Annotated in this window: 13 protein-coding genes and 1 pseudogene; 3 read left to right on the top strand and 11 right to left on the bottom strand. The window is 42.4% G+C overall.

The window, feature by feature from the left end:
* Nucleotides 1-37 precede the first annotated feature (37 nt).
* On the bottom strand, nucleotides 38-643 hold the full coding sequence (locus C9889_RS07690) for a hypothetical protein (protein WP_129598440.1): 606 nt from the start codon (nucleotides 641-643) through the stop codon (nucleotides 38-40).
* A gap of 180 nt (nucleotides 644-823) precedes the next feature.
* Between C9889_RS07690 and C9889_RS07685 the strand changes: the two genes are divergently transcribed.
* From C9889_RS07685 to C9889_RS07675, 3 genes are read left to right on the top strand one after another with little or no spacing between them, the layout of a single operon-like run.
* On the top strand, nucleotides 824-1,333 hold the full coding sequence (locus tag C9889_RS07685; RefSeq protein ID WP_129598438.1) for an ArsR family transcriptional regulator: 510 nt from the start codon (nucleotides 824-826) through the stop codon (nucleotides 1,331-1,333).
* The gene (locus C9889_RS07680) at nucleotides 1,330-2,118 is read left to right on the top strand and encodes a DUF7839 domain-containing protein (protein ID WP_129598436.1); all 789 of its coding nucleotides are present in this window, start codon (nucleotides 1,330-1,332) and stop codon (nucleotides 2,116-2,118) included. Before C9889_RS07685 ends, C9889_RS07680 begins: the two co-directional genes overlap by 4 nt.
* A gap of 9 nt (nucleotides 2,119-2,127) precedes the next feature.
* Nucleotides 2,128-2,661 carry a metallophosphoesterase gene (locus tag C9889_RS07675; RefSeq protein WP_129598434.1) on the top strand — a complete coding sequence of 178 codons (534 nt, stop codon included), beginning with the start codon at nucleotides 2,128-2,130 and terminating at the stop codon, nucleotides 2,659-2,661.
* On the opposite strand, the gene C9889_RS07670 is transcribed toward C9889_RS07675, so the two are convergent.
* The 10 genes and pseudogenes from C9889_RS07670 to C9889_RS07630 all read right to left on the bottom strand — a co-directional run bounded on the left by C9889_RS07670 (nucleotide 2,658) and on the right by C9889_RS07630 (nucleotide 11,646).
* A complete protein-coding gene (locus tag C9889_RS07670) occupies nucleotides 2,658-2,900 on the bottom strand; it encodes a hypothetical protein (protein WP_129598432.1) in 243 nt (80 codons plus the stop codon). The genes C9889_RS07675 and C9889_RS07670 overlap by 4 nt on opposite strands.
* Before the next feature lie 72 nt (nucleotides 2,901-2,972).
* Nucleotides 2,973-3,539 carry an RPA family protein gene (locus C9889_RS07665; protein WP_129598430.1) on the bottom strand — a complete coding sequence of 189 codons (567 nt, stop codon included), beginning with the start codon at nucleotides 3,537-3,539 and terminating at the stop codon, nucleotides 2,973-2,975.
* On the bottom strand, nucleotides 3,540-5,090 hold the full coding sequence (locus tag C9889_RS07660) for a replication protein A (RefSeq protein ID WP_129598428.1): 1,551 nt from the start codon (nucleotides 5,088-5,090) through the stop codon (nucleotides 3,540-3,542).
* Nucleotides 5,091-5,184: 94 nt separating this feature from the next.
* Entirely contained in the window at nucleotides 5,185-7,017 is a 1,833-nt protein-coding gene (locus tag C9889_RS07655; protein ID WP_129598426.1) for a cation:proton antiporter domain-containing protein, read from the bottom strand.
* A 156-nt stretch (nucleotides 7,018-7,173) separates the two neighbouring features.
* A pseudogene (mtbB, locus tag C9889_RS07650) lies at nucleotides 7,174-8,577 on the bottom strand ([dimethylamine--corrinoid protein] Co-methyltransferase).
* An 11-nt stretch (nucleotides 8,578-8,588) separates the two neighbouring features.
* The gene (mtbC, locus tag C9889_RS07645; protein WP_449405481.1) at nucleotides 8,589-9,278 is read right to left on the bottom strand and encodes a dimethylamine corrinoid protein MtbC; all 690 of its coding nucleotides are present in this window, start codon (nucleotides 9,276-9,278) and stop codon (nucleotides 8,589-8,591) included.
* 84 nt (nucleotides 9,279-9,362) lie between these two features.
* Nucleotides 9,363-9,500, bottom strand: coding sequence for a hypothetical protein (locus C9889_RS10125; RefSeq protein WP_164999312.1), 138 nt, complete (start codon nucleotides 9,498-9,500; stop codon nucleotides 9,363-9,365).
* Between the two features lie 13 nt (nucleotides 9,501-9,513).
* Nucleotides 9,514-9,807: a hypothetical protein gene (locus C9889_RS07640; RefSeq protein ID WP_129598424.1), complete on the bottom strand. Its 294-nt coding sequence runs from the start codon at nucleotides 9,805-9,807 to the stop codon at nucleotides 9,514-9,516.
* A gap of 22 nt (nucleotides 9,808-9,829) precedes the next feature.
* On the bottom strand, nucleotides 9,830-10,816 hold the full coding sequence (locus C9889_RS07635) for an EamA family transporter (protein ID WP_129599501.1): 987 nt from the start codon (nucleotides 10,814-10,816) through the stop codon (nucleotides 9,830-9,832).
* A gap of 179 nt (nucleotides 10,817-10,995) precedes the next feature.
* The gene (locus C9889_RS07630; protein WP_129598422.1) at nucleotides 10,996-11,646 is read right to left on the bottom strand and encodes a cobalamin B12-binding domain-containing protein; all 651 of its coding nucleotides are present in this window, start codon (nucleotides 11,644-11,646) and stop codon (nucleotides 10,996-10,998) included.
* Between the last annotated feature and the right edge of the window lie 12 nt (nucleotides 11,647-11,658).

Below are 11,658 nucleotides of genomic sequence, written 5' to 3'. Positions count from 1 at the left end.
GATTAAACCCTTTCTTTTCTCTACTCTTCTTTTTTTTTTAAGTTGCCAGTTTTGTTTGTTTAGTCTTGGGTACAAGGCCTTCCAGATTCATAAGCGCCTTGAGTACCGGCAGAAGGACTATACCTACATACCGGAGATTATCATTATCTTCACCAGTTATTTCATAAGCTGGGTCTACTGAAGGTATTGTGATTCGTGTTATGGAATTACGAAAAGGCCTAATATCTTTTTCAGGCACTTCTATTATAGGATTGCCCTGTTGCACCGCATCCATGATAGTATTTTCATGAAAACCCATTGATTTTAACTCAGCTCTGAAAACTGGCCTTTCCAACAGATAAGAAAATACATAGATTGCTACATAGATGCGTTTAGATGCAGGAACATCTTTCAGATGGTGGCCTATAAGAGAATAAATATTATCTTCTTCTTTCTCAACGTTATCTGAAAGTTTATAGGTCTTTGATGGAGGCACCTCTATTTCATCAAGTTTTTTCAGATCTCTCAGTGCCCTCAAATAACCGGTCATGATCAAACGATGCTCATCAATACCTTCTGATTTGAGGTCTCTCGTGATGCTACTGATCGAAAGCTGTCGGTTATCAAGTAACCTGAAAATTTTAGAATACAGTGCCTCTGTCATAATAACTGAACAGTATTGTTAACAGGATTGAATAAATGTAACGGTATAGATGTATGACGAAAAACTGCGATAAGTATCAACACAAATACTACAACACATTTATTAATCTTAAGACCATATTAGTATAGCTGTATTAGCCTTTTCTAAATCGAATCAATAACCTACATATGAGGTTTTGTGATGCCCAGGAGAACCCGAATAATAAACGACCCATCTGAAATGGTACCCCTCCTACAAACATTCAGGTCAAAGGAGCATAAACATGTCTTCAATGCACTCAGTTCAGAGTGGATGACAAAAGGCCAGCTTGACGAAAAAATGGGAATTGACACAGAGGAAAGTATCGATATACTCCAGAAATGCGGGTTACTGGAAAGCCAGTGGCGCATGCCCAAACCTGGAGAGAAACCGGATAAGGAATATCACTCATCGTATTCAAAAGTACAGGCGAATTTCCAGTGTTCTTTTGACGACCTCAGTGAAATAATTACTTTAACATTCACTCCTTACGAAGAGATAAAAGATCTGATAGGAGAACTTGAAAAGGAAGTAGAAAGTGGCAACCATTCTATGAGTGCTCTTACACGTAAGCTCAACAGAAGTGCATTATACATAAGATCCCTTGCCAGAAGAGCAAAGGGGTTAACGGTTATGGGCCAGAGATTGAAAATAAATGAGGAAAAGAAATGATTGACATTCTCCAGAGTAAAAGCGGCATTACCAAATTCCAGATACTTATCGAAGTTGCCGCCCATCAACCCAATGTCAGACAGAAAGAAATAGCAGAGAAAGTCGGAGTGACCCCCCAGGCAGTTTCAGAATATATCAAGGAACTTACATCTGAAGGATATATTTATTCTGATGGAAGGGTACGCTACAGGATTACAAAAAATGGAGTAGAGTGGGTTCTGGAAAATGCTGCTGACATGAAAAGATATGCCAAATTCGTAATGAGTGATATCATAAGCCATGTATCTACCTGGACTGCTATTGCCGATGAAAATCTGGATAAAGGCGAAGATGTCTATCTTCATATGAGAAACGGTTTGCTATATGTTGACACTAAAGAAGAAGCAGATGCCCGGGGCGTCACCGTATCTGATGCAGAAGAAGGAGAAGATGTAGGTGTCACCAACCTTACCGGGATGATCGATCTGGAAACGGCAAGTATTACAGTCTGCAAGATTCCCCGCAGCGAAAGGCAGGGCTCCAGAAATGTAGATTTGGAACGATTGAAAAAACTCACCGAATCAAAGGACTATATAGCGGTGATTGGAGTTGAATCGCTCGTGGCACTCAAAAAAATAGGAAGTCAACCCGATGTTATGTATGGGGCAAAGGAATCAGTTGTAGAAGCTGCATTCCATGGGCTTTCGTCCCTAGTGCTTGCAATCGATGAGCAGGTTCCCACCATAATGAGTAAACTTGAGATGGAAAACCTGGAATACGAACTTGTAGACCTGAGTTTTCATTAAGGTAAAAACATGAAGGTACTTGTTATTTCAGATACACATCTCAAAAGTGGAGAAATTCCTCCCGGCTTGAAAGGCCTGATTGATAGATATGACATGGTAATACACGCCGGAGATTTTACTACACTTGAATGTTATAAGGCTTTCAACGATACAGGGAAACTCAAATCAGTATATGGTAATTCCGATACATACGAATTAAAAGAGATACTTCCCGAAACCCTGCAACTTGACATTGAAGGCGTAAGTGTAGGCGTTGTCCACGAAGCCGCCCTATCAATAAATGATACAACTGCCCTGCGCTACAAAGCCCTTGAAATGAGTGTTAATGTGCTGATATTCGGCCATATTCACAGGCCAATACTGGAAAAAACAGATGTACTGGTATTGTGTCCCGGCTCCCCGACATCACCCCGCATGTCAGACCCTATGGCCGCCGAACTAAATATTGAAAAGGGTGAAGTAAAAGCAAGATTTATAGAAATAAAAGGACAATCCTGTGGATTTGTCGGATTTTCAAGAGAACTGGAAAAAGCGGACAATTAATCCGTTTCCTTTTTCCCATCAATCGTTTCTATTTTAAATATAACTCCAAGCCCATTGAGGCTTAGGTGTACTTTATCTCCAAACTGGAGGATTTCCTCAACATGAACATTGTTGCCCCATTCATAGACATAGTCATAATATCCCTGAATTGGTTTAAACCCCAGAGACAGAAGGCGACGGTTAACTTCAGAGGGACTTGCACCTTCACTGTTAAACCACACCAGCAGATAAGTTTTCACAAATATCACCCGAATAAAAATAGATTTACTCATTTATTATACTTATGCAAAAAAGTGTGCATAAAGCACACATCAAATCTGTTCTTTAAGGGATTTCAGAGCATCCAGTACCATGGATGAATAACTTCCCTTATCGGTATTGTAATGTTCTTTAGCACGAATCACATATGTATCCGAACCATCCAGGTTATGTAATCGATTAATTGTCTGAATGGCAGTATCGACAACCCACATATCCCGTGTGTTACCATCAACTATACTTATGGATTCTGGTCTTATGGAAGTAATAGTGTCCCCATCAGGAGTCTCATAAACACTGGGTTTGCCTGCAACAGCTACAAATGCGGGAGTTTCACATTCTGACAGCAGTTGTGCTGCTTCCGGTTGATACTGACCTGCATATATTGTGAAGGTACCTGTAGGATCTGTAACCCGACCTCTCCAGTATTCCGCTTCATTACCTATATTTTCCTTCTCGATAAGAGTCCCTACAATAAAAAGGCGATTTACCCTGGCCCCGGTTGGTGTTAACAGATACTGAGGAGAATAAACATCGTCACCTTCCCTGAATGAGAGATCCGAATTCCTAAACTCTTTTGCAAACATTCTTTTTGCTACTTCACGTACATAGGTAGACATTCAGGCCACCTCCAGATCTGCAATAAGCTCATCAACCTTTTCCATATCAACAGTGGATAATGGTTCAATGGATTTTGCTATTAAGTAACGATCAGCAAGCGATCCTTCCACACAATAATATTTTCCCACAAGGTCCTCACGCATTTTACTTACCACTACCGTTTGATCAAGGGCATCCGCTGCAAGATTAATTGCTTCCTCAAGAGTGATACCGGTCAATTCTTCGGTAATTTCCCTGTTCAGAAGAACATCCTGCACCGTTTCCCCATTATCAAGCACAGCTTTGATACGCAGGTCATAATTCCCATCAACCTTGCCGTGCTCCATACAGGCTCCTTTTGTAAGTGCCCTGTTACATTCAGGACAGCGTTTAATAAGCCCGGAACCGTCCTGGATATCAATCATTGCACCCTGGAAACTATTAGCTCCCACCTCTATTTCTTCAGAGAGAGGTTCAATTGTAGTAGTGCGGTTGAGAATTACCTCATAGTTTCCATTCCACTCATTGACAACAATGTTATTGAAGCGATAAACCCGTCCTTCTTCTACATCAGGCAGATCATCACGAGACCATTTGATGAATTTGATAGTGCCTGTTTTGTCACCAAGAATCCCTACCTGGGATATCGCATCATTGGAATTGTCCCATAATTGGACAACCTTGGCTTCAATGTTGGCCCACATATTTTCCTGACGTAATTCTGAAAGTAAACGGTCTTCAGCCGACCCCTGTGGCTGGAAGGATGTCTCAATATCTTCTTCCAGAGGCTCAATGCTACTGGTGCGGTTTAGGGTAACTTCATACTTACCATTCCATTCATTGACAACCACATTATTGAAAAGGTAAGATTTGCCTTCTTCTACATCAGGCAGATCATCACGAGACCATTTGATGAATTTGATAGTGCCGGATTCATCCCCAAGAATTCCAACCTGGGAAACCGCTTCATTGGAATTGTCCCATAACTGGACAACCTTGGCTTTGAGATTGGCCCACATGTTTTCCTGGTTAAGATCTGAAACCTGACATTCTTCAGGAGAACCCGCAGAAGTTGAACCGGCATCAATATCTGTTGCAAGCGGTTCTATAGAACTGGTACGATTCAGGGTTAATTCCAGTTTACCATTCCATTCATTAACAACCACATTACTAAAACGGTATGATTTGCCTTCTTCAACATCAGGAAGATTATCCCTGGCCCATTTGATAAATTTTATTCGACCGGTAGAGTCGCCTACGAGACCTACCTGGGAAATTGAACTGTTTGAATTATCCCATAATTGTAATACTTTAATGTCAACATTTACCCATTGATCTGCTTTCACATCCGCAATATTAGACATTGTTGCGGGTTTTGATTGGTTGAAAAATTCATTCTTGTCGACATTATACTGTTTCAGTAAAACATTTACAGTATTTTTTCGTGCCTCATTGGCGGGAACTTTGAACTTGTTAATAAGTTTATCAAGCCGTTCTTCAATTTCTTCCAGAGGAACTTCTATTCCCATATCCTTAAATTGGGTCTGTATACCCTTTGCAATATCTTCCATGAAATCACCTTGACCTCTTGTTTTTCCTTCTAGAGAGGCAAAGGTGAATATGGTGTTTGGGTATATATAGATGTTTGAAGTGGACTGAAAGTAATCAACGCTCAAAAAGGTCTGCAACCTTCTGTGCTGAATCGCCTTCACCAATTACAGTTACAATGTCGTCATATTCGAGTACAACATTTCCATTGGCGATAAAGGACTCCTCACCTCTCCTTACCATCAGCAGAAGACTGCTTTCAGGCAAGTTAAGTTCACTTATAGCTTTGCCTACAACTTTGGGATTACTTACATGTGCCTCTATGATGTCGGCTCCTTCCCCAACTTCACACATGGAGAACATATGAGGACGGCCGACCATATTGTCCAGCACAAGAGCAGTTGTCATTGCAGGACTCATGGCTCTTATTTCAAGGTCCCAGAAAGCATGAAGGTTTTCAATATTATTTACACGTGCAACGATCTGGTCCTTATCAAAATTAAACTTGGTCTTGGCAATCTGGCAAATTAAAAGATTAGTATTGTCCTTGTCAGTAGTTGCAACCACATATTTAGCATGATCAATTCCTGCTTCCATAAGGACATTAATATCTTCCGCATCACCATGTACAACTCTTATATCAGATTTCATCAATTTCTGGCAATTTTCTTCGGAAGGGTCTACAACCACTACATTTTCCCCTCTCTTTTCAAAACGCTCGGCGAGAATCTTTCCAACCTCACCGCCACCTACAACAAGTATCTCCATTGGAATCACTCCTAAGAATTTAGCAACACGATTGGCAAGGGAACCGGTCATTAAAACCGTAATAATGATGGTAATAAATATAAGTCCTACAAGGGCATCACCGCCTACCATCCCCATTGAATTCAACTTTACTGCAAAATAGGTTGCAATCGAAGCTGGAACCACGCCCCTTGGACCAACAAAGGAAACGAATAATTTCTCATTCCGATTAAAAGATGTACCCCTGGTAGAAAGAAATACAGAAATTGGCCTGGCTACAAAAATCAAAACCATTACAACCGCTACACCTACAAGCCCAATCTGTATAATATAATCAAAACGCAATAATGCTGCAAGTAACAGGAAGATCAAAGACAACATCATCAATACAAGATCAGCCTTGAACTCTTTTAGTGCAGATTTATAGGGAACTTTGGATGAACCTACCATAATACCAAAAATTGCAACGGCAAGAATTCCCGATTCATTGGCAAAAGACTCAGCAATCACAAAGGTGGCAATCACCATTGTAAAGGTAATGAACCGTACGGTTTGTTCAGTAAGAAGCATTTTGCCAAGGATATTTCGCAGCAAAAAGCCACTGGCCAACCCAAAAATCAGTCCCATTCCTATTCGTTGTATGAAAAAACCGACAAGTTCCAAGCCGGAAAGAGGCGAGACAATCAATTCAAAAATAAGTGCTGCCAATATGACACTTGCAGCATCATTGAGAACACCTTCAAGTTCAAGTATCTTGCTGACTTTATGGGGAACATTGACATTCCTTACAAGCGGAGTTATTACAGTTGGGCCGGTAGCTGTTACAAGTGCACCAAAAAGGGCAGCAATATTCAAAGGTAGCCCTGCAATATAGTAACTGGCAGCAGTGGCTAGTATAAATGTTATAACAACGCCAAATATAACAAGTCTTAGTACACTTTTTTGGATACTACGTATAGAACGAAGGTCAATGTGAAGGCCACCATCAAAAACAATGACAGACACACAGAGGGCAACAATTGCTGTGAGGCCTTCACCCAAGATCTTGGGATCCAATATATTAAGAATCTCTGGGCCTGCGATTATTCCTTCAATCAGAAGGATAATCAATATAGGAATACGAAAGCGCATACTCAGCAGATGAGCTATAATAGTCATAAGAAGCACAGCAAGTGCAACCTGTAAGAAATATATTGAATCCACCCTGTCATCTCCGGTGAGGTTAATACAATAACCAGAAAAAGGTTTTCATATATAAATCTTTTATGAAAAATATGAATTCATAAAAGATAGTATTATCTATTTCAAAAAAGAAGAAAGAAGTCCTATCTGCAAGAAGCAGACAGAACATTGTTTTATTTAGCCTGTGATTTCCCTGAATTTATCGCAGCAGTTGATTTCAATATCGAGAAGTTTCTCAATATTCATCTTGGATGCGATACCCTTGGCACATCCTGGAACGGATGTAAGTACACCAATATCAAGTTCTTCACGGATTTCCCTCATGACATATTCGTCACCCAGGTCAATTGCTTCAACACCGAGTTTCTTGGAAACATAGTCCTTGGCTTCATTTATACGCATGTCCTCGGAGAACTGCATCCTAGCAACAAGGTCACCGGCTGCACGCATACCTGTAAGACCGGAAGCCATGATGTGTGAGATTGGCATACCGATTGGGTCGCCAACTCCGATCTATATACCATCGACACCTGCAATCTCGACCATTGCCTTGCTGGCACGAGTTACTGCATCGATTGGTGGAGTCTCGAACATTGGAATACCGCCGACACCCATACCCATGTCAACATGACAGGGGATGTTTGAAGCTTCAACTGCTGCCTTGGTGAAGGTTACTGAACGGGCAAGGTTCCATGCGGAGGACTTGCTGGTGTTGGTGTTGCAGACCGGACCGAACATGTTTGCACCGGCTTCTTCAGCAAGTGGCACCTGTTCATGTGGCCACAGACCTGCAAGAACATTACCTTCAAACTCAAGTTCACCGTGCATACCAAGGGTACATTCTCCGGCCATTCCTGCTTCGATGTAGATGTTAGGGAATTCTTCCCTGAGTGCTTTCATTGCGTACAGGGATGCATATACGTCTCCGTCACCTGCTGCACCGATGGTATCGAAGTTGACACCGTCACAGCCTACTTTCTGCAGGTGCTGCATGATCCAGGTGATGTCACGGGTTGCATGATCACCGGCATGCTCGATGGATTCACGGGCCTCATTGATCTTGAAAGCCTTCATGAGGTCACCAGGGTTTTCGAATGGACCATCTGGTGTATAATAGAGACCCAGATTTGGCATTGCGCCGTAGAGAAGAGGAACAGTCATGTTCTGCTGGCAAGATTCCATGGTCTGGCATTCCTGGGCAATAACCGGTTTGACTGGTTTGAAACTGTAGTCGATATGACCCAATTCCATTGTGTCTGCACCGAAACCTCTTTCGTGCATCATACAGCCAACAAGACGACTGGCAGGAATTCCTACACCACTGTTACCCTGGTCACCATCGATCCTGATAGAACCAATGTCGTGGGTTACCGGGATTTCCATGCCTGGTTCGACACTGACAATACGGTTGGAATCCATAATGATATCTGCGAGCTTGTCAAGTTCATCCCCGGAAAGTTCAGGAATGTCACCAAGGTCTGCTGCATCTGCACTACCTTCCTGAAGGTCTGCAATGATCTGTTCCTTGGTCATGGAGATGCGCTCACCGTCTCCCATCCTTACAAAATACTCATTTGCCATTAATAATCACCTTATAAGAGAAGCTCTTTTGCTTTGTTGACAGCTTCAGTTGCATTTTCTGCATAGCAGTCTGCACCGATCTTGTTGGCCCATGCATTGGTTGCAGGGGCACCGCCTACCATGACTTTTACCTTGTCACGGAGACCTTCTTCTTCGAGGGCTTCGATTACTTCCTTCTGGCCCGGGAGAGTGGTGGTCATAAGTGCGGAAATGCCAACCATGTTTGCATTGGTTTCCTTGATCTTGGCAATGAAATCTGCTACAGGTGCATCACGACCAATGTCATAGACTTCGAATCCTGATGTCTGGAGCATGGTGGATACAATAGCCTTACCGATGTCATGGACATCTCCCTCTACTGTACCATTGACAATTACACTAGCAGCTTTATTGGATGATTCAGGCATATCGTCTTTAAGTTCATCCACACCGGCCTGCATGGCTTCTGCAGCCATCATGACATGTGGAAGGAATAATTTACCCCTTTCAAAAAGGGTACCTACTTCGTTCATACCTGCTGCAAGACCATTCTCAATGATGTCGGGAGCCTCGAGTTCACCACGGGCTTTTTCGACAGCAGCAAGAACCTGATCTTTCTTGCAACTTACAATTGCATCAGACAGTTCTTTGTATAATTCTTCTTTTGTCGTTGTTACAACCTCCTTAAAAAGTTCTATAGTGGAACTATAGAAAAAACACAATCAGCGATGGATATTGGCATGTGAATACCCACCTGCCAACTCCATCAACTGCTTAATATCTATATATATTTTACGTTTTAAAGTTTAGAATTTAAATACCCAAGTCCTTGCCTGCCAGATTGCCAGGAAGGCAATAGCCAGTACAACAAATAACCACACATATTCCCCTGCAGGGACATATGCGGATTCAAAGAATGCTGTATATGCTTCCATTTGTGTCATTTACAAAGCCTCCTTAGATTGCGTACATACATGCATCGGAAAGTCTGGCTTTTCCAGCTTCAGTGATTACATACTTGTGCAGAAGGAAACCCTTCTTGTAAACACCTTCATCATCGACCTTGAGATCAACTTCCTTGATGAAAGCTACTGCTGCCAGTTCAATCAGGTCCATGTTCAAAGTGTCGCGAGAGAAGTCACTCTGAAAACCATAGTCCTGCATTGCCTGCTTGATGACATCATAATTCCAGTATTCATTGCCATCCTGCATGATTTCCATCAACCTAATTTTTCGTGGTAAGTTAGACATTCTTGTATACCTCCTGATCACTTTAGTTCCTTAGTGTTTCGAGTTCCAGACTCTCTTCGGAGAACATTATGAAACTACCAACGATACAGAGAGCACCACCAACCAGCACAGTCCACTGTGGTACATCACCGAAGAACAAAATTGTGGAAATCACAGCAAACATACCGTACAGATTTGCAATACCCTGACCACGTCCGACACCGATAAGTGGGAAGGACTTATACCAGGACACATAACAGAATCCGAAAGTGATTCCTGCAAATACGAACATGAGTATTGTCAGAGGCTGGAATATCTGGAATGCATATGTGAAGACCGGGTAACCCATGATTGCGAGCAAAGGCAGCGCAATGATTATCCAAATAGCAAGTTCCGCGATGAATCTCAGGTGAAGACCGACATCGGCATTTGCAACGTCAAGTCCCTTGTCAGCAACAGCACCTTCGATACCCCATCCAGTTGCAGCCATAAGACCACCGAGATATCCCATCCAGCCAACACTTCCTGCCTGGAGTTCAGTAATTACACCGCCACCAAAGATGGTAATTCCACCGGCGATGATAACAAAAATACCCATTGCTGCCCTCTTACTGATCTTCTCACCATGCCATACGTTGGCAAGTGCGGCACCTATAACAGGATAAAGCAAAGCGGCAACCGCTGCAAAAGCTCCTCCGACAAATCCCATTGCCATAAAGGAACCAAGAATTGCAACCGGTCCACCAAATACAGATGCTAATAAGAACCACTTGGAACAGGGGTGGAAAGACTTGGCTGTCCTTATCATTTCACCATAATTACCAAGCACACCATTCCATACGAATAGTGCGAGTACAACTGTAACAGCATTTAATGCAGTAATCAATACTGCAGTAACTATCAATGCCATACCGTCGCCGCTTGTTGATGCGACTTCAGTGTACATTTCAACGAAGGGTGTAAGACCCCATACAACAGTACCTGGTATATACCAGATACCCCAAAGTACAGCACAGAAAAGTGCCCACATATATCCATTGCGGATACGTCTTCCATGTTCTGCTTGTCTTAATGCTTGTAGATCTACCAAACAAAATCCTCCAGTTCATTTACAAATATTTATAGTTGATATAGCAAATATATATAGATATTAGAGAGGTTATAAATTTGTGGGTGTATTAAACAATACACCCACGCACATCAACGGAATTATTCCATTGCTGCCTTGCATTTGACGACTACGTCGGATGCGTTCTCTCCATAGATGTCTGCGCCAATTTTGTCAGCCCAGTCCTGGGTTACAGGAGCTCCTCCTACCATGGTTTTGACACCATCACGTACACCAGCTTCCTTGAGCTGTTCTTCAATCTGTGTCTGAAGGACCATTGTGGTGGTCATCAGAGCAGAGGAACCAATGATGTCTGGGTTGTTTTCTTTAACAGCAGTAACGTAATCAGCAATTGGTACATCTCTTCCGAGATCGATTACATTGAAACCAGCGATCTTGAGCATGGTTGCAACGATATCCTTACCGATGGTGTGAATGTCACCTTCTACAGTACCAATTGCAATTGTACCTTTGTCTTCCATTTTTGAGCTGAGTTTCTCAAGTTCGGGAGTGAGAACCTCAACGCCTGCGCTCATTGCTTCGGATGCAGCAATAACGTGTGGAAGGAAAAGGGTTCCCTGCTCGAACTGGTCCCCAATCTCGTTCATTCCGATTGTGAAACCGTCCTGAATGAGTGCAACCGGGTCAAGTCCTGCAGAGATACATTCTTCTGCAATTTCTACAACTGCATCTTCATCAAAGTCCATGACTGCAGCTTTTCCTTTCTCTTGCAACTCTTCCTGTGTAGCCATTTTTATTCTCCT

It is taken from the genome of Methanohalophilus profundi (genome assembly GCF_004137855.1).
GTDB lineage: Archaea > Halobacteriota > Methanosarcinia > Methanosarcinales > Methanosarcinaceae > Methanohalophilus > Methanohalophilus profundi.
This window is presented reverse-complemented; position numbering and strand designations above follow the sequence as displayed.

Excerpts from the sequence above, each read along its gene's own strand:
- C9889_RS07690 (WP_129598440.1), bottom strand. The coding sequence starts at position 643 with ATGACAGAGGCACTGTATTCTAAAATTTTCAGGTTACTTGATAACCGA.
- C9889_RS07685 (WP_129598438.1), top strand. The coding sequence starts at position 824 with ATGCCCAGGAGAACCCGAATAATAAACGACCCATCTGAAATGGTACCC.
- C9889_RS07680 (WP_129598436.1), top strand. The coding sequence starts at position 1,330 with ATGATTGACATTCTCCAGAGTAAAAGCGGCATTACCAAATTCCAGATA.
- C9889_RS07675 (WP_129598434.1), top strand. The coding sequence starts at position 2,128 with ATGAAGGTACTTGTTATTTCAGATACACATCTCAAAAGTGGAGAAATT.
- C9889_RS07665 (WP_129598430.1), bottom strand. The coding sequence starts at position 3,539 with ATGTCTACCTATGTACGTGAAGTAGCAAAAAGAATGTTTGCAAAAGAG.
- C9889_RS07660 (WP_129598428.1), bottom strand. The coding sequence starts at position 5,090 with ATGGAAGATATTGCAAAGGGTATACAGACCCAATTTAAGGATATGGGA.
- C9889_RS10125 (WP_164999312.1), bottom strand. The coding sequence starts at position 9,500 with ATGACACAAATGGAAGCATATACAGCATTCTTTGAATCCGCATATGTC.
- C9889_RS07640 (WP_129598424.1), bottom strand. The coding sequence starts at position 9,807 with ATGTCTAACTTACCACGAAAAATTAGGTTGATGGAAATCATGCAGGAT.
- C9889_RS07635 (WP_129599501.1), bottom strand. The coding sequence starts at position 10,816 with ATGTGGGCACTTTTCTGTGCTGTACTTTGGGGTATCTGGTATATACCA.
- C9889_RS07630 (WP_129598422.1), bottom strand. The coding sequence starts at position 11,646 with ATGGCTACACAGGAAGAGTTGCAAGAGAAAGGAAAAGCTGCAGTCATG.